General features: G+C 69.1%; 19 protein-coding genes. 6 read left to right on the forward strand and 13 right to left on the reverse strand.

Annotation, left to right across the window (positions count from 1 at the left end; all coding sequences use genetic code 11):
• Positions 1-17 precede the first annotated feature (17 nt).
• The 7 genes from HCX50_RS14965 to HCX50_RS14995 all read right to left on the reverse strand — a co-directional run bounded on the left by HCX50_RS14965 (position 18) and on the right by HCX50_RS14995 (position 8,712).
• Positions 18-1,457: a GH1 family beta-glucosidase gene (locus tag HCX50_RS14965; protein ID WP_167634913.1), complete on the reverse strand. Its 1,440-nt coding sequence runs from the start codon at positions 1,455-1,457 to the stop codon at positions 18-20.
• On the reverse strand, positions 1,454-3,688 hold the full coding sequence (gene yicI, locus HCX50_RS14970) for an alpha-xylosidase (RefSeq protein WP_167634914.1): 2,235 nt from the start codon (positions 3,686-3,688) through the stop codon (positions 1,454-1,456). Before yicI ends, HCX50_RS14965 begins: the two co-directional genes overlap by 4 nt.
• Positions 3,688-4,575 carry a carbohydrate ABC transporter permease gene (locus HCX50_RS14975; protein WP_091035857.1) on the reverse strand — a complete coding sequence of 296 codons (888 nt, stop codon included), beginning with the start codon at positions 4,573-4,575 and terminating at the stop codon, positions 3,688-3,690. The genes yicI and HCX50_RS14975 overlap by 1 nt, the downstream gene beginning before the upstream one ends.
• Complete coding sequence (locus tag HCX50_RS14980; RefSeq protein WP_091034730.1) at positions 4,575-5,540, reverse strand: carbohydrate ABC transporter permease; 966 nt, start codon at positions 5,538-5,540, stop codon at positions 4,575-4,577. Before HCX50_RS14980 ends, HCX50_RS14975 begins: the two co-directional genes overlap by 1 nt.
• Positions 5,541-5,598: 58 nt before the next feature.
• On the reverse strand, positions 5,599-6,906 hold the full coding sequence (locus tag HCX50_RS14985; protein WP_167634915.1) for an ABC transporter substrate-binding protein: 1,308 nt from the start codon (positions 6,904-6,906) through the stop codon (positions 5,599-5,601).
• A gap of 128 nt (positions 6,907-7,034) precedes the next feature.
• Positions 7,035-8,048: a LacI family DNA-binding transcriptional regulator gene (locus tag HCX50_RS14990; protein WP_167634916.1), complete on the reverse strand. Its 1,014-nt coding sequence runs from the start codon at positions 8,046-8,048 to the stop codon at positions 7,035-7,037.
• 205 nt (positions 8,049-8,253) lie between these two features.
• Positions 8,254-8,712, reverse strand: a complete 459-nt coding sequence (locus HCX50_RS14995; protein WP_091034723.1) for a GNAT family N-acetyltransferase — start codon at positions 8,710-8,712, stop codon at positions 8,254-8,256.
• Positions 8,713-8,888: 176 nt separating this feature from the next.
• On the opposite strand from HCX50_RS14995, the gene HCX50_RS15000 reads away from it, so the two are divergent.
• On the forward strand, positions 8,889-11,108 hold the full coding sequence (locus HCX50_RS15000; RefSeq protein ID WP_167634917.1) for an NADP-dependent isocitrate dehydrogenase: 2,220 nt from the start codon (positions 8,889-8,891) through the stop codon (positions 11,106-11,108).
• A 63-nt stretch (positions 11,109-11,171) separates the two neighbouring features.
• On the opposite strand, the gene HCX50_RS15005 is transcribed toward HCX50_RS15000, so the two are convergent.
• Positions 11,172-12,662, reverse strand: coding sequence for a L,D-transpeptidase (locus HCX50_RS15005; RefSeq protein WP_337749832.1), 1,491 nt, complete (start codon positions 12,660-12,662; stop codon positions 11,172-11,174).
• 104 nt (positions 12,663-12,766) lie between these two features.
• The gene (locus HCX50_RS15010; RefSeq protein ID WP_091034715.1) at positions 12,767-13,171 is read right to left on the reverse strand and encodes a RidA family protein; all 405 of its coding nucleotides are present in this window, start codon (positions 13,169-13,171) and stop codon (positions 12,767-12,769) included.
• 26 nt (positions 13,172-13,197) lie between these two features.
• On the opposite strand from HCX50_RS15010, the gene HCX50_RS15015 reads away from it, so the two are divergent.
• The 5 genes from HCX50_RS15015 (at position 13,198) to nagB (ending at position 20,717) form a co-directional block, all read left to right on the forward strand.
• A complete protein-coding gene (locus HCX50_RS15015; RefSeq protein ID WP_167634919.1) occupies positions 13,198-14,415 on the forward strand; it encodes an alanine racemase in 1,218 nt (405 codons plus the stop codon).
• Positions 14,406-17,669: a family 20 glycosylhydrolase gene (locus HCX50_RS15020; protein ID WP_167634920.1), complete on the forward strand. Its 3,264-nt coding sequence runs from the start codon at positions 14,406-14,408 to the stop codon at positions 17,667-17,669. Before HCX50_RS15015 ends, HCX50_RS15020 begins: the two co-directional genes overlap by 10 nt.
• A 79-nt stretch (positions 17,670-17,748) precedes the next feature.
• Positions 17,749-18,936, forward strand: a complete 1,188-nt coding sequence (locus HCX50_RS15025; protein ID WP_167634921.1) for an ROK family transcriptional regulator — start codon at positions 17,749-17,751, stop codon at positions 18,934-18,936.
• 43 nt (positions 18,937-18,979) lie between these two features.
• On the forward strand, positions 18,980-19,945 hold the full coding sequence (locus HCX50_RS15030; protein ID WP_205829272.1) for an ROK family protein: 966 nt from the start codon (positions 18,980-18,982) through the stop codon (positions 19,943-19,945).
• Positions 19,938-20,717 (forward strand): glucosamine-6-phosphate deaminase, encoded by a 780-nt coding sequence (gene nagB, locus HCX50_RS15035; RefSeq protein WP_091034706.1) that lies wholly within the window; start codon positions 19,938-19,940, stop codon positions 20,715-20,717. Before HCX50_RS15030 ends, nagB begins: the two co-directional genes overlap by 8 nt.
• A 16-nt stretch (positions 20,718-20,733) precedes the next feature.
• Here the strand turns inward: nagB and HCX50_RS15040 are convergent, their stop codons facing one another.
• The 4 genes from HCX50_RS15040 to HCX50_RS15055 are packed head-to-tail and all read right to left on the reverse strand — an operon-like array spanning position 20,734 to position 25,013.
• Complete coding sequence (locus HCX50_RS15040) at positions 20,734-21,141, reverse strand: NUDIX hydrolase (protein ID WP_091034704.1); 408 nt, start codon at positions 21,139-21,141, stop codon at positions 20,734-20,736.
• Positions 21,134-22,498 carry an FAD-binding oxidoreductase gene (locus tag HCX50_RS15045; RefSeq protein ID WP_167634922.1) on the reverse strand — a complete coding sequence of 455 codons (1,365 nt, stop codon included), beginning with the start codon at positions 22,496-22,498 and terminating at the stop codon, positions 21,134-21,136. Before HCX50_RS15045 ends, HCX50_RS15040 begins: the two co-directional genes overlap by 8 nt.
• A 22-nt stretch (positions 22,499-22,520) precedes the next feature.
• Positions 22,521-22,892 carry a YrdB family protein gene (locus tag HCX50_RS15050; RefSeq protein WP_091034699.1) on the reverse strand — a complete coding sequence of 124 codons (372 nt, stop codon included), beginning with the start codon at positions 22,890-22,892 and terminating at the stop codon, positions 22,521-22,523.
• Positions 22,893-22,901: 9 nt separating this feature from the next.
• Positions 22,902-25,013, reverse strand: a complete 2,112-nt coding sequence (locus tag HCX50_RS15055; protein WP_167634923.1) for a sigma-70 family RNA polymerase sigma factor — start codon at positions 25,011-25,013, stop codon at positions 22,902-22,904.
• Positions 25,014-25,330: the final 317 nt, after the last annotated feature.

Genomic DNA, 25,330 nt, shown 5'->3' on the forward strand with positions numbered 1-25,330 from the left:
GAAGCCCGGGTGCGCGGTCAGGCCTCCACGGTGCGGGTGCGGATGAGTTCCCGGTACCAGAGGCCGGAGTCCTTCACGGTGCGTGCGAGGTCGTCGAAGTCGACCCGGACGATGCCGAAGCGCTTGGCGTAGCCGTACCCCCACTCGAAGTTGTCGAGCAGCGACCACACGAAATACCCGCGCAGGTCGACGCCGCGCTCGAGTGCCCGGTGCGCCGCGGTGAAGTGCCGGCGCAGGTAGTCGGTGCGCTCGACGTCGTGCACGGCACCGTCGCCGGTGACCTCGTCGTCGAACGCGGCGCCGTTCTCGGTGACCATGAGCGCCTGCTCGGGGAACTGCTCGGAGAGTGACACCAGCAGCTCCTCCAGCCCCTCCGGAGCGATGTTCCAGCCCATGGCGGTGTACGGGCCGGGCTGCTCGACGAACTCGACCAGCTGGTCGCTGCCGGGCCAGGCCGTTCCGCCCGCGGCACCCTTGTGGCCGTCGTTCTGCTGCTTCGGCGAGACGCCGTCCCAGAGGCGCACGGTCGCGGTCGAGTAATAGTTCACACCGAGCACGTCGATCGGCTGGGCGATCGTGGCGAGGTCGCCGTCCTGCACGAAGCTCCAGTCGGTGACCGACGCGGTGTCCTCGAGCAGATCGGCCGGGTATTCGCCGCGCAGCATCGGTCCGGTGAACGCGCGGTTGGCGAGTGCGTCGATCCTGCGCATCGCCTCCGCGGCGCCGTCTCCCTGGCCGCGCAGCACGTGGAAGTTCAGGGTGACCGAGTAGTCCGGGTCGCCGGTGGAGGTCGCGCGAAGCGCCTGCACCGCGCGACCGTGGGCGAGGTTGAGGTGGTGCACGGCAGACAGTGCCGACGCCGGTTCGTGGCGGCCCGGCGCGTGACCGCCCTGGCCGTAGCCGAGGTAGGCCGAGCACCACGGCTCGTTGAGTGTCGTCCAGGTGTGCACGCGGTCGCCGAGTGCCGTGCCCATGATCTCGGCATAGCGCTCGAAGGCGTCCGTCGTCGCCCGCGATGTCCAGCCGCCGGCGTCCTCGAGGTACTGCGGCAGATCCCAGTGGTAGAGCGTCGCCACCGGACGGATCCCGCGCTCGAGCAGCCCGTCGACCAGACGGGAGTAGAAGTCGATCCCGGCCTGGTTCACCGCGCCCGATGCGGTGGGGACGATGCGCGGCCAGGCGATCGAGAACCGGTAGGCCTCGAGCCCCAGGTCGGACATCAGATCGAGGTCGTCGTCCACGCGATGGTAGTGATCGCACGCGACGTCGCCGGTGTCTCCGTTCCAGACCCGACCCGGCGTCTTGCTGAAGGTGTCCCAGATCGACGGGGTGCGCCCGTCCTCGGCGGCGGCTCCCTCGATCTGATACGAGGCGGTGGCCGACCCGAACGTGAACCCCTCGGGGAACACCAGGCCGGAGCCGCGGTAGTCGTCGCGGGGCGTGAGCAGGCTGGTCATGCGGTGATCTCCTCGAGGTCGACGGTGTAGTCCTCGGCGCGTCCATCGGGGTCCGTCACGGTGACCGTGGTGCTGCCGGCGCCGCCGGGAAAGACCCGGAGCCGCAGTCCGTCATGGTAGTCGTAGTCGGGGCGATCGACCCGAGCACCCCAGGGGAGCGCCGTGCCCGGCCGCACGTACAGCGGCAGCGAGTCGAATCCGTGCTTCTCTCGCCGCCAGCCGCCGCCCGCGACGGTCTCGCCCGTCAGCAGCGAGGTCCACTCGCCGGCGGGGAGGTAGAAGTCGACCTCTCCGTCTTCGGTGAACACCGGGGCGACGAGCAGGTCGGAGCCCAGCATGTACTGCCGGTCGAGGTAGGCGGTGGCCGGATCCTCGGGGAACTCCAGCATCATCGGACGCATCAGCGGCACCCCCGTCGCCGCGGCATCCAGCCCCTGCTGGTACAGGTACGGCATGAGGCGCATCTTGAGGTGCGTGAACTGTCGCGTCACGTCGACGGCCTCCTCGTCGAACGCCCACGGCACCCGGTACGAGCTTGAGCCGTGGAAGCGCGAGTGCGACCCCAGCAGTCCGAAGGCCGTCCAGCGCTTGAAGACACCGGCATCCGGCATGCCCTCGAACCCGCCGATGTCGTGGCTCCAGAAGGCGAAGCCCGAGAGGGCGAGCGACAGGCCTCCGCGCAGCGTCTCGGCCATCGACGTGTAGGTCGAGGTGGAGTCGCCGCCCCAGTGCACGGGCATGGTCTGGCCGCCGGCGGTCGCGGACCGGGCGAACAGTACCGCGTCGCCCTCGCCGCGTGTCTCGGTGAGCACGTCGAACACCGCGCGGTTGTACAGGTCGGTGTAGAGGTTATGCATGCGCTCGGGGTCTGCGCCGTCGGCCCACACCACATCCGTGGGGATGCGCTCGCCGAAGTCGGTCTTGAAGCAGTCGACGCCCTGCGCGACGAGGCCCCGCAGCTTCGACTGGTACCAGGCGGTGGCGTCGGGGTTCGTGAAGTCGACGAGGCCCATGCCGGCCTGCCAGAGGTCCCACTGCCACACCGAGCCGTCGGCGCGCTTCACCAGGAATCCCTGATCGGCGGCTTCCCGGAACAGTGGGGAGCGCTGCGCGATGTAGGGGTTGATCCACACGCAGACCCGCAGATCCTTGTCGTGCAGGCGTCCGAGCATCCCCTCGGGGTCGGGGAAGACCCGCGGATCCCACTCGAAGTCGCACCACTGGAACTCGCGCATCCAGAAGCAGTCGAAGTGGAAGACCGAGACCGGCAGCTCCCGCGCGGACATCTCGTCGATGAACGAGTTCACGGTCTGCTCGTCGTAGTCGGTCGTGAAGCTGGTCGAGAGCCACAGCCCGTACGACCAGGCGGGGACGACGGGCGGGCGACCGGTGAGGGCCGTGTAGCGACCGAGCACGTCCTTCGGCATCGGGCCGGCGATCACGAAGTACTCGAGCACCTCGCCGGACACCGAGAACTGCACACGCTCGACGGACTCCGAGCCGATCTCGTACGACACGTGGCCCGGATCGTTCACGAGCACGCCGTACCCGCGGTCCGAAAGGTGGAACGGGACGTTCTTGTAGGCCTGCTCGCTGGAGGTGCCGCCGTCGGCGTTCCAGATCTCCACGGTCTGGCCGTTCTTGACCAGCGGTCCGAAGCGCTCGCCGAGTCCGTAGACGTGTTCGCCGACGCCCAGGTCGAGCTGCTCGTGGACGTAGGCGGATGCGCGCGGAGCTGCGCCGCCCTGCCGTCCGTTGCCGACGATCCCGCGATCGACCTGCGCGTCGTTCGCCAGCCGCATGTACCCCTGCGCTTTGTGGCCGCTGCCGGTCACCCGGCGTCCGTCGACCTCGAAGGAGAGATCCCACGGATCGCCGGGGGCGATGCGGGCGACCAGGGACCCGGCGTCCAGCACGCCGCCCTCGTCGCCGATGGAGATCGAGGCCGTTCCCGAACTCGCGCCCGGCAGCGAGAAGCCGCCGTGCCAGCGTCCACCGGTGTGATGCGCGATCCGTACGCGGATGACGCCCTCCGCGGGGGAGGAGAGGGTGGTGGTGAGTACGGGCCGGTTGAGGGTGTCGCCGCGCTTCGCGATGACCATCGTGGGTGCGGTGATGACGATGCCGGTTCCGTCCGGCGTCTCGTCGGTCTCGGCGATGTCGTACGCCTCCTGGGCGTAGAGCGCCGAGACTCCGGGACGCAGCTGCCAGAACCCGTCGGTGAACTTCATTACTTGACTGCTCCTGCGGTGATGCCCCTGGTGAGGGTGCGTTGGAAGATGAGGAAGAAGATGAGCGTCGGGATGATGCCGAGCAGGGCCGAGGCGCTCGTGGTGGTGACGTCCATCAGGCGGTCGCCCTGGAGCACGCTGATGGCCACCGGGACGGTCTGATTCGCGTTCGACGCGAGGAACGTCAGCGGGATCAGGAACTCGTTCCACGTCCAGATGAAGAAGAAGATCAGCAGGACCGAGAGCGTGGGACGGCTGATCGGGAAGATCACTCGCCACAGGATCTGCCAGCGGCTCGCACCGTCGAGCGATGCGGCCTCGAGGATCTCCTTGGGGAACGTGCCGTATACGGACGAGAGCAGGTAGGTGCCGAACGCCGCCTGGATGACGGTGAACACGATGATGACCGACCACACGTTGTCATACAGGCCGACCGATTTGAACATGTAGTACAGCGGGTAGAGCAGGGCCTCCTGCGGCAGGAGGTTCGCCATCAGGAAGAGCAGCACGATCCAGCTGCGACCGCGCACGCGGCCGATGCCGATCGCGAAGGCGTTGAGCATCGAGATGACGACCGCGAGCACCGACACGATCCCGGCGATGAAGATCGAGTTCCACACCTTTTCCGGGAAGTTCACCCGCTCCCAGAATTTGACGATGCCGCCGAAGTCGAGGGTCTCGGGGAGGGCGAGGGGGCCGGAGGTGGCGTAGTCGACGGGCGACTTGAACGAGTTCACGAGCACCAGGTAGAAGGGCGCGATGACGAGCAGTGCGCCGACGATGACGAGCGCGAGCAGCAGCCAGTCGATCGGGCGCTTCTTGGTCATGCCGCCGCGCGGGCGCGTCTTGACGGGCTTTCCGGTGACGATGGCGGTGGTGGCGTGCATCACAGACCCGCCCTTTCCTTGCGCTCGAGGGAGTTCTGGACGCGGATGAAGATGATCGACACGATCACGACCACGATGGTGAGCACCGTCGCGATCGTGGCGCCGTAGCCGACGTTCCGTTTCGTGAAGAACTCCTGGTAGGCGTAGTAGGCGGGCACCAGGGTGGCACCGGCAGGGCCGCCGCGGGTGATGATGTAGACCGGTCCGAAGACCTTGAGCGCCGCGATCGTGCAGGTCAGGGTGACGACGAAGATCTCGGGGCGGATGATGCTCATCGTGATCGCCGAGAACCGCTGGAACCAGTTCGCGCCGTCGAGCTCCGCGGCCTCGTACAGCTCGGGGTCCACCCGCTGGAGCGCGGCCATGAAGACCACGACGGGGTAGCCGAGCTGCACCCACACCATGACGACCATCAGCACGATGAGCGCCGACGGCATCTGGCCGAGCCAGTCGTAGGCGGGCAGCCCGAACCATCCGAGCATCTGGTTGAGGGCGCCGTCGCCGCCCGGGCGCACGATCCAGCCGATCACGATGCCGGCGACGGCGATCGGGAGGATCTGCGGGAGGTAGTAGGTGGCGCGGAGGAAGCTGCCGACCTTGCCGCCGAACTTGCGTCCGACGACGTCGAACAGGAGCGCGGCGACGATGAGGCCGACGATCGTGGGCACCACGACCATCGCGATGATCATCCACACCGAGTTCGTGAACGACGTCCAGAAGTCGTCGTCGGTGAGGATCTTCTGCCAGTTCTCGAGGCCGATGAACTCCGGTGTGCGCACCCCCTTCCACTTGGTGAAGGTCAGGTACACGTTCCAGATGAGCGGGACGATCACGACGACGAGCAGGAGCACGAAGCCGGGGAGCAGGTAGATCCAGTAGGCCCCGGTCCCACCGCGGCGCTGCGGGATCGACGGCTGTTCGGGCGGCAGCTTCGTGCGGCCCTCGCGGCGGGTGGCGAGTGACATATTCATCTCCAGGGGGTGCGGGGGCGGCGTCCGCGCGGATGCCGCCCCCGCGGGTCGATCAACGGAAGTCGGCGGTGCCTTCGTCGTACTGCTCGCCGAGGTTCTTGTTCGTGGTCTCGACGTCCTGTACGCCGGTGACGAGGCCCTGCAGCTCCTGCACGATCACGTCGTAGAAGCCGGGCGCGGGCCAGTCCGGGTAGAACGAGAGGCCGTCGGCGTCGAGGACCCCGTTGAAGGTCTCGATGAGGGCCGCGCTCTTCTCGTCGGTGATGTCGGCGGTGTCGGCCGCGACGGGCAGTCCGCCGTTGTTGCCGATGATCGCCTGGATCTCAGGGCGCATCGTGATGTCGATGAACTCGTAGGCGAGGTCCTTGTTCGACGCGTTCTCGGGAACGACCCAGAGGTTGCCCGACGAGCCGAGCGAGAGGTCTGCTCCGGGGAACGCGGCCATCGACCAGTCGAAGCCGGTGGCCTCGGCGACGAAGCGACCGAACCACCACGAGCCCGAGACGAAGATCGGCGACGAGCCGTTGATGAACGAGACGCCGGCGTCTTCGGCCTTGACCGACGAGACATCGGAGGCGATGTAGCCCTTGTCGACGTACTCCTTCAGGGTCTCCGTCGCCGACGTGACCTCGGGACCCTGCCAGTCGACGGGCTCCTTGTAGAGCTGGTAGTCGTCGACGAAGCCGCGGTCGGCCTCGAGCAGCGCGAGCTGATACCAGAGCTGTCCCAGCGGGTACTCGGCGCCGGCTTCCGCGAGCGGCGTGACGCCCTGGGCGACGAAGGCGTCGAGCACGTCGACGAACTCCTCGTACGTGGTGGGGATCTCCAGCCCTGCTGCGGCGAAGGCATCCTCGTTGTAGTAGACGCCGACGAACTCGCCGTAGTTCGGAACGCCGAACCAGGTGTCGCCGCCCATCACGCCGTCTTCCGAGTACTTGGCGGTGGTCTGCAGCGACGGCGCCAGCTTCTCGTCCCATCCGTACTCCTCGACCGCGTCGGAGATGTCGGCGATCAGGCCGGTGGAGGCGAGGAAGCCTGCCGTCGCGTTGCCCTTGTTGAACTCCATGAGGTCGGGCGCGGCGTCGGTGTCGAGCACCTGGCTCGCCGTCTTCTGGATCTGCTCGAAGGACTTCTCCTCGAACTCGACCTTCGCTCCGGTCTCCTTCTCGAAGATCTTGATGGACTCGGCCCAGGCCTTGCCCATCGCGCTGTCGGCGCCCTCGTAGTGCCAGAGCTTGAGGGTCTGACCGTCGCCGCCCTCTTCGCCCGAACCGGCTGTACAGCCGCTCAGCGCGATGCCGGTCGTCGTGAGCGCGGCCACCAGGGCCAGCGCCTTCGTCCTGCGGGTGCTGCGTGCCATCGTCGGCACTCCTTTCTCAATGGCCCCATGGGCCGGACACTTCACTGGGTCGGATTGTTCAGTTGTGAGCGAGGCATCGTCGAAGCGTTTCGACCGCGAACATGCCTGTGCGGGGGTGAGGAGGACGATCAGTCCTGGGCGGGGGAGACGGAGCCGACCGAGCGGTACTCGGGCGGGATGAGGTGGATCTCGGCGGGGGCGAGAGGGTCGTCCAGGCGGCGAACCGCCAGGTCGACCGCGAGTTCGCACGATCGCTGCGGCACGAGAGGGATCGTGTCGACGGGCACCGGCAGCGCCGAGGTGTCGAAGGACGCGGCAGCGGAGATCACCGAGACGTCGTCGCCGACCCGCAGTCCGTGTTCGGCGAGCACGGACAGCAGCACCTGGTGCACGTCGTCGACGGCGTGCACGATGAACGCGCGGTCTCCGCGGGCGAGCGCGGCCTCCGTGCACGCACGCACGGCGGACGCATCCGTCACCGCCGAACCGGAGGCTGACCAGTCGAGAGTGACGTCGCGGGCGGCTGCCTGTTCCTGCGCGCCCCGGAGCAGACGGCGGGGGAAGTTCGATTTGCGGTACGAGACCTCGGTCTGACCGAGCAGGGCGATGCGTCGGTGACCCACGTCGGCGAGACGGTCGACCGCCAGCCGACCGGCCGCTTCGAAGTCGAGGTCGACGCAGGTCAGACCCTCGCGGTCGTCGGGCAGGCCGATGAAGATGGTGGGCGTGCCGACCGAGCGGGCGATGGGGACGCGCTCGTCGTCGGGAGCGACGTCGAGCACGAGGATCGCGTCGACGAGGTTGCTCGCCGCCACGCGGTTCATCCCCTCGGACGCCTGTTCGTCGGTGAGGAGAAGGATGTCGAAGCCCTGTCGCCGTGCGGCGACCGCGGTCGCGAGCACGAAGGCCATGTGGGTGGGGGCGTGCGTGTCGGCGCGCAGCGGCTCGGTCAGGGCGAAGATGTGCGTGCGGCGACCGGCCAGCATGCGTGCGCCGGCATCGGGCTCGTAGCCGAGCGCCTGCACGGCATCCTCGATGCGCATCCGGGTCTTCTCCGACACCGGGCGTTTGCCGCTGAGTGCGTAGGAGACCGTGCTGATCGACACACCGGCGGCGCGTGCCACCTCATGGATCGTCGTCATCGGGACTCCATCGTCATCGTGCGGAAAGCAATCGTCGAAGCGCTTCGCTCACGCTTCTCCAGCGATGATAGGCACGACCCGGGGGTCGACGCAAGCCTTTTGTGGTCACGCGCAACAAATCCACTTCCCTGACCGTGGGAGCGATCCCGCGATCAGGGGCGACGAGGTCTCGATGGGGGAGGGGATTCGAGACCCCGCCGCCGGCCTAGGACGTGACGCGGATCTCGGCGATGACCTCGCCGTATGCGGTCTCGCCGACAGGCGTGAAGCCGACGCGGTGGAAGAAATTCTCGGGCCCGCCCTCGCCGGCCTCGTAGATGACGTTGACGTGGTCGACGTCGCGCGCCTTGGCCTCTTCGACCAGCGCCTCGACGGCGAAACGGCCGACACCGCGACCCTGATCGTCGGCGTCGACGTTGATGCGCCACAGCACGGAGCGGAAGTGCTCCTCCGGCGCTTCGGGATCGAAGTTCGCGCTGACGAAGCCGACGACCTCGTTGCGATCGAGGATCACCCGCTGCCAGGACGTCTGCGGGTTGATGACTGTGGCTGCGATCCCGTACGAGACGGGAGCGAGGAACTGCTCCTGCCCGGGCTTGAGCGACAGGTTGTTCACGGCGACGATCGTCGCAGCGGAGAGTTCGACCATGCGCAGTTCGGACATGGACCCAGGCTAACCCCTCGGGCCGGAACCGACACGTCTCGGTCGAACTTTTCGTCCAGAACTGGCCGATCGTCACCACTGACCGGACGCCGGGCAGTGGCCGGGGCAACGGCCTCGAAGCCACTCAGGTATCTTGGTATCGAGACAAATAGACCACAAGAGCGGAGAACCTCCCGGTGACCGACGAAGCCATCATCTACACCCACACAGACGAGGCGCCGGCACTGGCCACCGCCTCGTTCCTGCCGATCATCCAGGCCTACGCGGGTCAGGCGGGCATCGACTTCGAGACCCGTGACATCTCGCTGGCCGGCCGCATCCTGGCCGCCTTCCCGCAGAAGCTCACGCCGGAGCAGCAGGTGGGCGACGCGCTCGCCGAGCTGGGCGGCCTGGCCACGCTCCCCGAGGCGAACATCATCAAGCTGCCGAACATCTCGGCATCGATCCCGCAGCTCAAGGGCGCCATCGCGGAACTGCAGACGCAGGGCTACGACATCCCCGACTTCCCGGACGAGCCGTCGTCGCTCGAAGAGAAGGACGTGCGCGCGCGTTACGACCGCATCAAGGGCTCCGCCGTGAACCCGGTGCTGCGCGAGGGTAACAGCGACCGCCGTGCGCCGCTCGCCGTGAAGAACTACGCGAAGAAGCACCCGCACCGCAACAAGCCGTTCGCCGAGGGATCGAAGACGCGTGTCGCCACTCTGGGGCACGACGACTTCAAGCACAACGAGCGCTCCTGGGTCGCCGCCCACGACGACGTGCTGAGCTTCCGGCACACGGCCGAAGACGGAACGGTCACCGTGCTGAAGGAGGGCCTCAAGGTCCTGCCGCGGGAGATCATCGATGCGACCTTCCTCTCCGCCAAGGAGCTGGATGCCTTCCTCGCCGAGACGCTGAAGACGGCCGAGGCCGAAGACGTGCTGTACTCGGTGCACCTCAAGGCGACGATGATGAAGGTCAGCGACCCGATCATCTTCGGTCACGTCGTGAAGGCGTTCTTCGCCGACGTGTTCGCGCAGTACGGCGACAAGCTCGCCGCAGCCGGGCTCAGCGCGAACGACGGCCTCGGCTCGATCCTCGCAGGCCTCGCGAACGTCGCAGGTGGCGAGGAGATCGCCGCGGCCTTCGACAAGGCCATCGCCGAGGGCCCGCGCCTGTCGTACGTGAACTCCGACAAGGGCACGACCAACCTGCACGTGCCGAGCGACGTGATCGTCGACGCATCGATGCCCGCGCTCGTCCGCAACGGCGGAAAGCTCTGGGGCAAGGACGGGGAAGAGGCGGACACCCTCGCGGTGATCCCCGACTCCTCCTACGCGAGCGTCTACCAGGCCGTGATCGACGACGTGATCGCGAACGGTCCGCTCGACCCGGCGACGATCGGCACGGTCCCCAATGTGGGGCTCATGGCGCAGGCCGCCGAGGAGTACGGCAGCCACGACAAGACGTTCGAGATCGCGGCAGACGGCATCGTCCAGGTGCTCGACAGTGAAGGCACGGTGCTCATCGAGCACACGGTCGGCAAGGGCGACATCTGGCGGGCGACGCAGACCAAGCACATCCCGGTCATGGACTGGGTGAAGCTCGCCGTCACCCGTGCGCGGGCGTCCGGTGTACCGGCCGTGTTCTGGCTCGACGCCAACCGGGCGCACGACGCGCAGATCATCGCGAAGGTACACCAGGGGCTGGCCACGCTCGATATCAAGGGCCTCACGATCACGATCCTCGCGCCCGAGGAGGCCACGCGCTACACGCTCGCGCGCCTGCGCCACGGGCTCGACACGATCTCGGTCACCGGCAACGTGCTGCGCGACTACCTGACCGACCTGTTCCCGATCCTCGAGGTCGGCACGAGCGCCAAGATGCTCTCGATCGTGCCGCTGCTCGCGGGCGGCGGTCTCTTCGAGACCGGTGCGGGCGGCTCCGCACCGAAGCACGTGCAGCAGTTGGTCGAGGAGAACTACCTGCGGTGGGACTCCCTCGGCGAGTTCTTCGCGCTGGCCGCATCGCTCGAGCACTTCGCCGACCGCAAGGGCAACGAGAAGGCTCGCGTGCTGGCCGAGACGCTGGACGCCGCGACCGGCACGTTCCTCGAGGAGGACCGCTCCCCGGGTCGCGCGCTGGGCACGATCGACAACCGCGGCAGCCACTTCTACCTGGGCCTGTACTGGGCGCAGGAGCTGGCGAAGCAGACGAAGGACGCCGAGCTCGCAGCGGCGTTCGCCCCGATCGCCGCCACGCTCGCCGAGAACGAGGAGAAGATCGTCTCCGAGCTCAACGCGGTGCAGGGCAAGCCGGTGGAGATCGGCGGCTACTACCGTCCCGACGAGGATCTCGTCGCCGCGGTCATGCGTCCGTCCGAGACGCTGAACGGCATCGTCGACGCACTGCGCTGACACACGAGAAGGGGGTGGATGCTTCGGCATCCACCCCCTTCTTCATGTCCGCAGGAGAGCGGTTCAGTAGTAGACCGAGACCTCGAGGCCGACCGGCGACCAGTCGTAGACGTACTTGGCGAGATCGATCGGGAGGTTCACGCAGCCGTGGCTCATCCGCTGGCCGAAGTTGTTGTGCCAGTAGGTGCCGTGGAAACCGATGTTCGGTGCGAACCAGGTGATCCACGGGACGTCTTCGGTGCAGTACGGCGCGCCCTCGTAGCAGCCCATGTCCTGGATGGCCGTGTGCGCGAACACCTTGAAGTTGCCGGCTGGGGTCAGCGTGCCGGGCAAGCCGGTCGACACCGCCCAGGACTGGACGACCTCGTTGTTCTGGAACAGGTAGGCGCGCTGCGAGCTCAGGTTGATCTCGATGCGGCGGAACAGGTTCACCGTCTCGAAAGCGGTCTCGCCCACGGTGAGCTTGTAGACCCCGTCGCCGGCAGCGAGCTGCTGTGCGAACTGATCGGCGATGCCCGACGTGTCGCCGACGGCACGGCCGACGACGCCTTCCTGCTCGGCGCGCAGCACGGTGCCGGCGGAGTCGACGATGTTCGTGGCGTTCACCGGCGCCCGGTCGACGAGACCCGGAAGCGTGTCGACGGTGGCCTGGATGGCCTGGGGGTCGGCTTCGACGCGCAGCTGTCCGTCTTCGTCGACCACGGTGAGCCAGGTGGCTGCGACCGCGGGCTTGACCGGGACGGTGCGCTCGTCACCGACGTAGAAGCCGATCGTCCCGAGCATCGTGTTCAGCTCGGTGGCGGTGGCGGTGGCATCGTCGTCGGACACGGCAGGCAGGGCCTCGGCAGGACCGCCGGGGTATTCGAGAGACGTCTTCCCCTCGGCGACCGCATCGGTGAAGGCGACGGTGAGGTCGTCGACGTCGATTCCGGTGCCGGGCTCCGAGGCCGTGACGATGTACTTCCCGCTGGCGGGGTCGAACGCGACACCGGCGTCCACCGGGTCTTGGAAGCTCGTCGGCACGGCGCTGCGCAACGCCGCGGAGGCTTTCTCGGCGTCGAGGGCGATGTCGGCGGGAACCGGGTCGCCCATCCACATGCCGAGGTTCCACAGCGGGCGGGCGGCGAAGGCGGCATCGGCGAGAGCGGTCGCATCGAGGGACGCGCCCAGGTCGGCCCCGGTCAGTACCGCGTCGTCTCCGTCGCCGGTGAGTGTGACCTCGGTCTCGGCGAGATGCGTGCTGATCGCTTCGGCTGCGGCACCGGGCGTCATCCAGCCGACCGGGATTCCGGCGACGGTGGTTCCCGGGGCGATGAGCACCAGCGAGGCTGCTCCTGCGCCGAGGGCGACGACGCCGAGTCCGAGCCCGATCCAGAGGCCGAGGCGACGCTTCTTGCGGGCCGGCTCGACGGGGGCCCAAGCCAACGGCTGCTCGCCCGTGGTGGGTGGGACGGCGTCGGTGGCCGACTCCTGCGGCGTGAGTACGGAGGTGGGCGTGGCGTCGTCGCCGTGCGCCTCGGCTGCTGCGCCCGGCGCAGAAATCAGATCGGTCACGAACTTCACCCCCCGGATCTCAAACGTGTCCTGACGTCCAATGGTACGGGATGGGAGGTAACGGGGAGGCAACGGTCCGTGATATCGTCCCTCCCCGCGTCCGGTCAGTCGACGATGGCGATGCCGTCGATCTCGACGAGCATCTCCTCGCGGGGGAGACCGGTGAAGACGGTGGTGCGGGAGGGGAGCACTCCGCTGGGGGTGTTCGCGGTCACGAAGGCGCCGTACGCATCGTTCATGATCGTGAAATCCTCGCGCTTGGTGAGATACACGCGCAGCATCACGACGTCGTCGAACGTCGCGCCGGATGCTTCGACGATGGCCTTGACGTTCTCGAGCGTGCGGGTGGTCTGCGCGGCGACGTCACCGGGGAAGAGGTACTCGTTCGTCTGCGGGTCGACCGGTCCCTGGCCGGACACCTGGACGAACGGGCCCTTGCGGATACCCTGCGAGAAGGTGTGTGCGGGAGCGGGGGCGGCATCGGTGGAAACTCGGGTCTTCGCGGTCATGCCATCCAGCCTAGTAGCCTTGTTAGATGCCTCTACAAATTCCGGATCCCGTTCTCGGCACCTGGACGAAGGGCTTCCCGGCGCATGCTGGGGGACTCCCTCTTTCGGAGGTCGCCGGCGCCGGTCTGCACCTCTCCGACCTGGTCACTCCGGTGCTCACGGTGCAGGAGGGCGCACTCGCGCACAACGAGGGGACCGTCTTCGCATGGGCGCGGGAGCAGGGGGTGCTGCTCGCGCCCCACGGCAAGACCACGATGGCGCCGGCGCTCTGGCAGCGGCTCCTCGATGCGGGCGCGTGGGGCATCTCGGTCGCGACACCGTGGCAGGCCGAGGTCGCCGTCGACGCCGGTGTCCCGACGGTGCTGATCGCCAATGGCGTCACGGATGCAGCGGCGGTGCGCCGCCTGAGCGCACTGCTCGCCGCCGATGACGGGCTGCGGGTGCTGTGCTGGGCGGACTCTCTCGCCGGCGTCTCGATCCTGGCGGACGGGATGCGCGGTGCCGTGCGGCCGCTCGACGTGCTGGTGGAACTCGGCGGCGCGCAGGGCCGCACCGGCGCCCGCAGCGTGGAGGAGGGCGAGCGGATCGCGCGGGCGATCTCGGAGGCTCCCGGGCTGCGACTCGCCGGTGTCGCCGGGTACGAGGGTCCGTTCGGGCCGGATCGCAGCGACGCTTCCGTCGCGGCCGTCGACGCCTATCTCCGGACCATCGTCGAGCTGCACACGCGCCTGGTGTACCCCGAAGGCATCCGTCCCGTGCTCAGCGCCGGCGGCAGCTCGTTCCCCGATCGAGCGGCAGCGGTGCTCGCGCCCGAGGGCGCCGATGCCGACGTCGTGCTGCGTTCGGGTGCCTTCCAGATCCACGACGACGGGTTCTACGCCCGCATGTCGCCGTTCGGCCCGTTGACCGGGACCGCGTCGCTCCGTTCCGCGATGCATGCCTGGTCGCGTGTCGTCTCGCAGCCGGAAGAGGGCCTCGCCCTGTTGGATGCGGGCCGTCGGGACGTGCCCTTCGATCTCGATCTGCCGGTCCCGCAGTCGGTCGACGGCGAGATCACGGCGCTCAACGATCAGCACGCGTTCCTGCGGTTGGCGGGCGGCGCTTCGGTGGCGGTCGGCGACGTGGTGCGTCTGGGGCTCTCGCACCCGTGCACGGCATTCGACAAGTGGCGGGTGGTCGCCGTGATCGACGATCCCGACGCGGAAGACCCGCGCGTGATCGGGGCGGTCGCGACATGCTTCTGAGCGCGGAGAAGGCCGCAGCGGGCCTGGTGCGGGTCTACCGCGGAGCGACCGTCGTCGACGGGACCGGGGCGGCCCGCTACGTCGCCGATGTCGCGGTCGAGGGCGCGCGGGTGGCCGCAGTGCTGACGAAGGAAGCCACCGAGGGCCTCGAGCTTCCGGATGGGGCGACGGAGATCGATGCGGCCGGACTGGTGCTGGCGCCCGGATTCATCGACATGCACGCGCACAGCGAACTCGCCGTGCTGAGCGGTGCTGCCCACGAGGCGAAGATCCGGCAGGGTGTCACCACCGAAGTGCTCGGTCAGGACGGCCTCGGCTACGCCCCGCTCGACGACCACGCGGCCGCCGTGATCCCCGGCCAGATCGCCGGATGGAACGGCATGCCGGCCGAGGTGCCCTGGCGGACCATGGACGACCTGCTCGCCGCGATCGATGCCGCAGCCGTGGCCAACGCCGCCGTGCTCGTGCCGCAGGGGAACCTCAGGATGATGGTCGTCGGGCATGAGAACCGTCCGGCGACGTCGGCCGAGATCTCCGCCATGGCGGACCTGCTCGGCGCGGCGCTGGATGCCGGTGCGTTCGGGATGTCGAGCGGCCTCACCTATACGCCCGGGATGTACGCCGACACGGCGGAGCTCGAGGCGCTGTGCCGCGTGGTCGCGGAACGGGGTGGTTACTGGGCGCCGCACACGCGCAGCTACGGCGGGGGAGCGCTCGACGCCTATCGGGAGGCGCTCGACATCGGCCGCCGCACCGGGTGCCCCATCCACCTCACCCACGCCACGATGAACTTCACCCCGAACCGGGGGCGAGCAGCGGAACTCCTCGCCCTCATCGATGAGGCCATCGCGGATGGCGTCGACGTGACCCTGGACACCTATCCCTACCTGCCGGGGGCCACCACGCTCGCCGCACTGCTGCCGAGCAGGCTCGCCGCGACGGGCGACCTGTTGCGTGCCGTCGCCGAGCTCGACGCGGCCGGTCGGGAGGCGGTCCGCGTGGAGCTCGACGAGGTCGGCTGTGACGGCTTCCACGGCGAGAGAGCCGACTGGACGCAGATCCAGATCTCGGGCACGGCCCATCCTGCCCTCGCCGACCTGGTCGGTCGGACGGTCGCCGAGATCGCCGAGACCACGGGGCGCCGAGCCGTCGATGTGGTGCTCGACACGATCGTCGCCGATGCCGGTGCCACCGGGATCCTGATGCACATCGGTGACGAGGAGAACGTCCGCGCGATCATGCGCCATCCGCAGCATGCGGCCGGCAGCGACGGGATCCTGATCGGCGCGCGGCCGCACCCCCGTGGCCGGGGCACGTTCCCGCGCTATCTCGGGCACTATGTGCGCGAGCTCGGCATCCTCACGCTGGAGGAGGCCGTGCAGCACCTGGCGGGCACGCCGGCCAGACGGCTGGGTCTCGACCGCGACGATGCTCCGCGCGGTGTCATCCGCTCCGGCGCGACCGCCGACCTGGTGCTGTTCGATCCGGAGACCATCGCCGCGGGAGCGACCTTCGACGCGCCGTTCACCGCACCGCTCGGCATCGTCGAGGTGCTGGTCGGCGGAGTGCCCGTGGTCTCCGACGGCGAGCCCACCGGTGCCACTCCGGGGCGGGCGCTGCGGATGCCGCCGGCGCCCCATCGGGCCACGGTGCCGCGCATCGACGCACGCATCGACCCGATGGCACCCGGGTTCGCCTGGTCGGAGAAGACACCCGTGCTCGCCCCCGCGGAGCTCGCCACCGTCGCGGGCCGGCTGGGTGGAGTCGGTCGCGACGACGGACAGCCGTGCATCCGCCTCGTGGTCGACGAGATGCTCGGCGCCGATGCTGCAGCGGCGGGGCGCATCGCCACCGAGGCGTTCCGCGTGACGGTGAGGGCATCGGGCATCGAGGTCCGGGGTGCGAGTCCCGCCGGCGTGTATCGGGGCACCACCGTGCTGCGGCAGCTCCGCGACCCCGACGGAGGGGCGACGCCGATTCCGGCCGGGGTGTGGGAGGGAGCGCCCGCCTATGGGTGGCGCGGCGCGATGCTCGACGTGGCACGTCACTTCCGCACCGCCGACGAGGTCCGTCGCCTCATCGACCTCCTGGCCGACCACCACCTCAACGTCCTGCACCTGCATCTCACCGACGACCAGGGCTGGCGGTTCGAGGTGCCGGGCTTCCCGCGGCTCACCGAGGTCGGTGCTCGTCGAGCGGCGACGCAGCGCGGCCACGGTCCGCTCGCGACCGTCGAGCCCGGCGTCCATGAGGGCTTCTACACGACGGCCGAGTTGCGTGATCTCGTCAGCTATGCCGCCGAACGCTTCGTGACGCTGGTCCCGGAGGTCGAGCTCCCCGGTCACGTGCAGGCCGCGCTCGCCGCCTATCCCGAACTCGGGAACATCGATGTCGGAGACCCGGTCGCGTCTGCGTGGGAGCGGTTCGGTGTGAACCCGCGCACACTCGCGCCGACCGAGGCCTCGCTGGCATTCGGCCGTGCGGCCATCGACGCGCTGTGCGACGTGTTCGATTCGGAGTGGATCGGCATCGGCGGAGACGAGGTTCCGGTGACCGAATGGGCGCAGAGCGCCGCAGCCGCCACGCGGATGCAGGAGCTCGGGCTCGCCACCGCGCACGACGTGCAGCCGTGGTTCACGGCCCACTTCGTCGCCCACGTGCGCGCCCGAGGTCGCACGGCGCTCGCGTGGGACGAGGTGCTCGAGGGCGATGTGCCCGAGGGCGTCCGGATCCTCGCTTGGCGGGGCCCGGTCGCGATGCGCGCGGCTCTCTCGCGGGGCATCGAGGTCATCGCCTGCCCCGACCTCGAGGCGTACCTCGACTACCCGCAGTCCGAGTCCGCGGAGGAGCCCATCCGGGTCGGGCCGCCGCTGACGATCGAGCGTGCCTACACACTGCGCGTCGAGGACGGTGCCGTCGGTGGGCAGGCCAACGTCTGGAGCGAGCATCTGCCCACCCGTGATCGGGTCGACTTCGCGATGTTCCCCCGCCTGTCGGCGATCGCCGAGCGGCTCTGGGAGGGTGGCGACCCGGCACCGTATGCGGACTTCGGGCGACGTCTGCCGACGCAGCTGCGCCGCCTCCGCGCGGCGGGGGTGCGGTATCGTCCACTGGACGGACCTGCACCCGATCAGCGTCGTCCCGGGGTGCCCGGCAAACCTCTCACGGTCGAGGCGCGCGAGCTCATCGTCGCCGGCCTGGTGACGCGACTTCTCGAGCGTTCGGAGGACGCCTCCGCAGAGCTTCGAAAGTAATGTAACGTTTCGGTAACCCTCGTCGCCCCACTGCGGGGAGAGGTTGCACAAATTTTGTTCGTAAGGTCTACTAACAAACATGTCCGTTTCGGATGAACAGCGTCCCGCGCCGCCGGTAGAGTACCTCGGCGCGAACACGCATGCCTTCGGCCCGGGGCGCCACCTGCGCTCGCGAGCGAAAGTGCTCCCCGAGCACGCGCGCGGGCACAACCGCGCACTGGTGCTGCAGACGCTGTATCACGCCGGTGCGATGAGCCGTGCGGATCTCTCGCGCGAGACCGGGCTGACCCGGGTCACGATCTCCGACCTGGTCGCCGAGTTCATCGCCGACGGCATCGTCGTCGAGATGGGCGTCCGCGAGGCGGTCGGTCCGGGCAAGCCGCCGATCCTGATCGACATCGACCGCGTCGGCCACCAGATCCTCGGCCTCGATCTGTCGGGTCCGAGTGCTTTCACCGGCGCTGTGCTGAGCCTGGACGGCGACGTGCTCGAACGACGCGAGGTGCCGCGCCCGGACTCGCCCGACGGCGAAGCGGCGTATGCGGCCCTGCACGAACTCGCCCGGACCCTGGTCGCCGCCTCGACGCAGCCGCTGCTGGGAGTCGGCATCGGCACGCCGGGTGTCGTGCGCCCCGACGGGCTCGTCCTGAGCTCGCCGAACCTCGGCTGGACGAACTTCCCCCTCGAGGCGAAGCTCGGCATCGACCTCGACCTGCCCGTCCTCGCCAGGAACGATGCCAATGCCGCGGTGCTGGCTGAATACACGTTCGGGGACGCGAAGGCCGACTTCATGCTGATCAAGATCGGCAAGGGCGTCGGTGCCGGTCTCATCACCGGCAGCCAGCCGCTGCTGGGCAGCCGCTTCGCGGCGGGGGAGATCGGGCACGTCGTCGTCGGCACCGACGGCGGTCCCCGATGCGCCTGTGGCAAGGACGGCTGTCTCGAAGCCTGGCTGAGCGTCAGCCGCCTGCGTGCGGCGCTGGAGTCCGAACCCGACGCCCGCGACGAGATCCTGCGCGATGCCGGAACGCGGATGGCGATCGCTGTCGCTCCGATCGTCGCTGCTCTCGACCTCTCCGAGGTCGTGCTCTCCGGTCCCGCAGATCTGCTCGACGGCATCCTGATCGACGCCGCGATCGAGACCCTGCATGCCCGCACGCTCGAGGGCGTGTTCGAGGACGTGGTCGTGCGCCGGACCCATCAGGAGGACATCGTCCTGCGCGGTGCCGCCGTGATGGTGCTCTCCGGCCAGCTGGGCGTGTCGTGACGAGCCTCTCCGCCACCGTCGAGACCGCGGGGAGCAGCATCCGATGAGCGGTGCGAGTGCTGCCGACCCCACCGGTCGGCGGATTCGAGTGGGCCTGGACGTCGGCGGAACCAAGATCGACGCCGTGGCCGTCGATTCCTCCGGGGAGATCATCGGGCGACTCCGCCGGGTCACCGGCTGGGGCGACGACGCCGTCGTCGAGAGCATCGTGACGGCCGTCAGCGCGCTCGCCGATGAAGTCGGCCTGTCGCTGTCGGACATCGGCTCCGTCGGAATCGGCATCCCCGGGCTGGTCGATGCCGACGCCGGGCGCGTCGATCATGCGGTCAACCTCGGCGTGGAATCCCTGGAACTCGCCGATCGGGCCGAACAGGCGCTCGGTATGCCGTTCCGGGTGGAGAACGACGTGAAGGCCGCGGCACTCGGAGCGGCGGCCCTGAGCGGGGTCACAGGGTCGATGGCGTATCTCAACCTCGGCACCGGCGTCGCCGCGGGCATCGTGATCGACGGCCACATCTGGCGCGGGGCCCGTGGCACGGCCGGGGAGGTGGGACACCTTTCAGTCGACCCGAAGGGACGCCTGTGCGGGTGCGGTCAGCATGGCTGCGTCGAGACGTTCTGCGGTGGCGGCGCGCTCGCCAAGGCGTGGGGCCGCCCGGGCGCGCTGCCGATCAGAGACATCTTCGACGCCGCGGACGCCGGCGATCCGCTCGGTCTCGCACTCCGCGCAGACCTCTTCCACGGCGCCGCTGCCGCGGTTCGGGTGCTCGTGCTCTCGGCCGACGTCGAGACCGTCGTCATCGGAGGAGGGCTCACGGCTCTCGGCGACCGCCTGGAGGCCGGCATCCGTGCGGCGCTGCATGCCGGAGCCGACGCGTCGCCGTTCATGCGGTCCCTCCGCCTGGATGAGAGAATCGAACTGCTTCCGGCCGGGTCTCCCGCTGCCGCTTTCGGCGCCGCACTGGTTGGCGCATCCATCACCGAGAAGGAGATCGTCCCGCATGGCTGAGGTCGTCATCGTCGAGAATGCCGAGGCCGCAGGGGCCCTGGTCGCCACCGAGATCGTCGAGCTGATCGAACGCCGGGCGGACGCGGTGCTGGGGCTGGCGACCGGATCCACTCCGCTCCCCGTCTACCAGGCGCTGCGCACGCAGCTCGCGGGTCGCGACGTCTCGCAGGTGCGCGGCTTCGCCCTCGACGAGTACGTCGGCATCGACCCGGCGCACCCGGAGAGCTACCGCTCCGTGATCACGCGCGAGGTCGTGGAACCGCTCGGACTCGACCCGCAGCGGATCCACGTTCCCAACGGCGCTCTCGCGACGATCCAGCACGCCGGCGACGACTACGAGGCCGCCATCGATGCGGCCGGTGGGGTCGACCTGCAGATCCTCGGGATCGGCACCGACGGACACATCGGCTTCAACGAGCCGGGGTCGTCCTTCGCCTCGCGCACTCGCGTGAAGACGCTCACGGAACAGACCCGCGAGGACAACGCGCGCTTCTTCGACTCGATCGACGACGTGCCGATGCACTGCATCACGCAGGGCCTCGGCACCATCCTGAAGGCGCGGCACCTGGTGCTGCTCGCGTTCGGCGAAGGCAAGGCCCAGGCGGTCGCGGGTGCCGTCGAGGGGCCGCTCACCGCGCTCCTTCCGGGTTCCGCGATCCAGCTGCACCCGCACGCGACGATCGTCGTCGACGAGGCTGCGGCTTCGAGACTCGAACTCGCCGACTACTACCGCTACACGTTCGCGAACAAGCCGGCCTGGCAGGGCATCTGACGCCTGCTCGGCGCGCTCATCCCGCCGGCGTGGGCCAGGCGATCGGCAGCAGGTGCTCGACGCTCAGGGGCGCCAGGGGGAGCGTCGCGACGTCTGCCGGCGTGATCCATCGCAGTTCGGCGAGCTCCGCCTGGACCGTGACGGCTCCGGGGTCGACGGATGTCGAGAAGGCCGCAGCGACGACACGGTGCCCCGGCTCGTTCGCGGCCTCGGAGATGAAGGTCCCGAGCGGGTGAAGCTCACTCTCGTCGAGCGTGAGCCCCAGCTCCTCCTGGAGTTCGCGGATCAGAGTCTGCGCCGCGGATTCGCCCGGCTCGGGCTTTCCTCCCGGCTGCATGAACCGCGTGGTGCCCTGCTTGCGGACGACCAGCACCCGGCCTTCGGCATCGACGATCACGGCCGCGCTCACATGGATGTCAGGCATCGGGGCTGAACACCTTTCCCGGGTTGAGGATGCCGAGGGGATCGAACACCGCGGCGATCTGCCGTTGCAGCTGCCACTGGTCGTCACCGAGCTCTTCGGCGAGCCAGCGGCGCTTCAGCACGCCGATGCCGTGCTCTCCGGTCAGGGTCCCGCCGAGGCGGATCGCCGCGCGGAACAGCTCGTCCGCCGCGATCCACACCTCGGGCGGCACGTCCGGACCTTCGAAGAGGAAGTTGGGGTGCAGATTGCCGTCGCCGGCGTGCGCCACCGTCGGGATGGTGAGTCCGTGCTCTCGTTCGATGCGCGCGATCTCGTCGAACATGGCGGGCATCGCGCTGCGCGGCACGGAGACGTCCTCGATGAGCGTTGTGCCCAGCGACGCCATCGCCGCGTGCATCGATCGGCGGATCGCGAGCAGCTGTTCGCCCTCCGCGCGATCGTGCGAGACCACAGTGACCCCTCCGTGGGAACGGAGGATCTCCGCGATGGCGTCGGCCTCGGCACGGGCGGCGGGTCCGTCGGTCTGGATGGTGAGCTGGGCCGCTCCCGGCGTCGGGGCGGGGAGCCCGAGGAGCGCGTGCACGGCCGTGAGGCTCGCGGCATCCATCAGCTCCATGATCGCCGGTTGCACCCCTGCGGCGGTGACGGCGGCGGACGCGGCAGCAGCAGCACGCACGTCGGGGAAGGTGGCGACCACCGTGCAGGTCTCACCCGGCACGAGCCTGCGCAGCTTGAGGGTCGCTCCCACCACCACGCCGAGCGTTCCTTCGGAGCCGATGACCAGCGCGGTGAGGTCGAGGCCGGTGACGCCCTTGACGCTGCGGTGTCCGAGGTGCAGCAGCCGTCCGTCGGCGAGCACCAGGTCGATGCCGAGCACGGCATCGCGGACGACACCGTATTTGGCGCAGAGCAGTCCGCCGGCACCGGTGGCGATGTTGCCGCCCACCGTGGAGATGTCACGACTGGCCGGGTCGGGCGCCCACCACAGCCCCTGTCGCGCGAGCTCGGTGTTGAGGTCGGCGTTCAGGATGCCGGGTTCGACGACCGCGAGCAGATCGTCCGGTCGCACCTCGCGGATCGCGGTCATCCGGCGGAGCGACAACACGATCTCGCCACTGCCGGCGTTGGCCGCACCGGCGAGTCCGGTGCCGGCGCCGCGGATGACGACAGGGGTGCGCGTGTGCGACGCGATGCGCATGGTCTGCTGGACGTGCTCGACCCGTTCCGCGTGGACGACGGCGATCGGGCGTCCGGCGGCGGCATGGCCGGAGCGATCCGCTCTGGCCTGCTCGAGAACCGCCTCGTCGGTGTCGACGAGCGCGCCCAGCGACTCCTTCAGGAGTGTCAGGACACTCATGGCCGCGCGCTCGACGGCAGGGTCACGACAGGGCGCGCCGACCGCTGAGGACGCCCGCGACGACGGCCACCAGGGCGAACGCGGTGCCGATCAGCGCCTGACCCATCGACCACCAGGCGATCGTGACGCCGACGTAGATCAGCAGCTCGACGGCGGCGCGGAGGAACGGGTGCACGCGCAGTACCGGGCGCGGCGACAGGAACAGCGCCCAGATGAGGATCACGATCACCGGTGCGCCGATGCCGAGGATGATGTTCCACGGCAGGTCCCAGCTGGCGAAACCCCACAGGGCGAGAGAGGCGACGGCAGCGACCAGGACGACGGTGCGGACGACGTCGAGGGCGGAGATGGTCGGGCGCTCGACGCCGGGAACGGGTGCGGGATCCGAGGACATGCATCCAGTCTATTCGGCGGCCGGAGCGTCCTCGGCCGGTGCGACGGCGACGGTGTCGGCGGCGGGAGCCTCGGCGGCGGGGGCGGAATCGACCGGCTCCTCGGGAGCAGGTGCGACAGGCGCCGGTGCAGCCGGTGCGGGTGCCACGGGCGCCGGTGCCGGCTCGACGGGTGAGGGTGCCGGGGCGGGCTCGACGGGTGCGGGTGCTGGGGAGGGCTCGACGGGTGCCGGTGCAGCGGGTGCGGGCTCGGCAGGAGCCGGCTCTGCCTCCGCGGCGATGACAGCAGTCGTGGTCTCGTCGCCCTCCAGGGCCTGCTCCGCCTCCTGTAGGACGGCTTCGACGGCGGCACCGGATTCGAGTGCCAGCAGAGTCGTGTCGGCGGACGGACCGACCTTGTCGGCCAGGACGTATCGGAACGTGATGACAGTCGTGTCGGCATTCCAGACCTGCCGGAAGCTCGGGCGAAGATCGATCGTCCCGGTGCCTGCGTCGTCGAGGACGATGCTGTCGCCACCGCCGCCGCTGCCATCGAGGAGCGCTTCGACGGTGGTTCCCGGTGCGCCGGTGATCGGCACGCTGTAGTGGATGGTGAAACCGCTGAACCAGATGCTCGCACCGGACCAGGTGGGTGCTTCCGTCGGGATAGCCGGGTCGACGGGGTCCACGGGGTCGACCGGGTCCACGGGATCGACGGGGTCGACCGGGTCCACGGGATCGACAGGATCGACCGGGTCCACGGGATCGACCGGGTCCACGGGATCGACCGGGTCCACGGGGTCCACCGGATCTACGGGGTCGACAGGGTCCACGGGGTCGACGGAATTCGCGGGAGGAACGGGCGGAGCGACGACCGGACCGGCGTCTTCCAGAGGCTGCTCCCGCGAGGAGTCTTCCACCGGGGGGACGACGGGCGTCTCATCCGGCACGGTCTCCGGCTCATCGATGACGATCGGCTCGTCGAGGTTCAATGAGGCGTCGGGCCCGACCTGCGAAGTGATCGACGACGGGTCGGAGTCTCCGGCGCTGGGCTGCGATGTGGCCGGGTCCGCCCCGGCGAGTCCGGGGATGATGGTGGCCGCAGCGACGACACCCGCGACGACCAGTGCTGCGGAGCCGGCACCCACGAGCGCGCCGATTCCCGTGAGGGCACCTCCGGTCGAGCCCGCTCCCGCGGTCGCACCGCCGCCGGCTGCTCCGCCCGACCCGGTCGTCCCGCCGCTCGAGGAGGCGATGCCCGTCGCCGCCTGACCCGTCGGGTCTCCGGCGAACACGGCTCCCGGGATGCTGGACGGCATGGCAGCCAGCGCGACGATGGGCGTGCCTGCGCCCTGCAGCGTCGCAAGGTATCCCGCCGCGCCGGTGACACCCAGCACGAGGGGGAGCAGGACGAGGGCGAGGCGCTTCGAGACGTCCTTGGCCTCGGCCGCGACGATCATGCATCGGGCGCATTCGTCGAGGTGCAGCTCGAGGCGCTTGTGGTCACGGGTGCTGAGGTTGCCGCGCGAGTACGCGCCGAGATGTTCGATCGTCCACTGGCATTCGGAGCCTTCGTCGGCGCTGCGCAGATGCGCCTGGATCCAGGCTTCGCGGAGACCTTCGCGGGCGCGGAAGGCCAGCTGCGACACCGCGCCGGACTTCATGCCCAGCAGGTGTCCGACTTCCTGCGGCTTCATCTGCTCGATCTCGGTGTACCAGAGCACCTCCTGCCAACGGGAGGGAAGGCTGCGGAATGCCTGCGCGGTGAGGCTCCGATCGAGCGCCTCGTTCGCGGCCTGGTCGGTGGTGTCGGGGTCGGCGACGGTATCGAGCTCATCGATCGCGGTCTCCCGGCGGGCACGACCCCATCCTGCGGCCGTGTTGCGGATGCTCGTGAAGAGGTAGGCGCGGAAGGAGCCGTTGGGGCCGCCGCCCTTGAGGATCGCCTGGTAGATGCGGGTGTACGCCTCTTGGACCAGGTCGTCCGGGTCGATCGACGAGGTCACCGAGCGAGCGACTGCGAGGCCGGACGGGTAGTGGCGACGCCAGAGTTCGCCGAACGCGCCTGTGTCGCCCGAGCGGGCGCGCAGGATCAGGTCGGCGTCGCCGATCGGTTCGTCGTGAGTCGTGTTCTCTTCGTGCACAATCATCCATCTGTCGCGGGCGCATGTACGTCTCTACAGGGGGAGACGCGTGAGGGCGCCGCTCATCACGCGACTTCATCATTCTCTCGCGAATCTCCCAGCTAAGCCACCCTTCCCTACGGATTCTGAACAGATATGAGGGTTCCCGCCAGGTCGACCGGAAGTCGACGGCTCGTATGGGCACGGTTGTACAAAGTTTTTCGGAAGTCGCGTAATGAACTCGTGGGGTCGCCGTCTCATCCCATAGAGACAGCCGTACGAACTCCTCCGGGGGGCGGAGTTCAGGTGCTGGTGCGAAGGACATGCACCGGTCGGGC

This window comes from Microbacterium sp. B19(2022) (genome assembly GCF_012030385.1).
Taxonomy (GTDB): Bacteria; Actinomycetota; Actinomycetes; order Actinomycetales; family Microbacteriaceae; genus Microbacterium; species Microbacterium oxydans_B.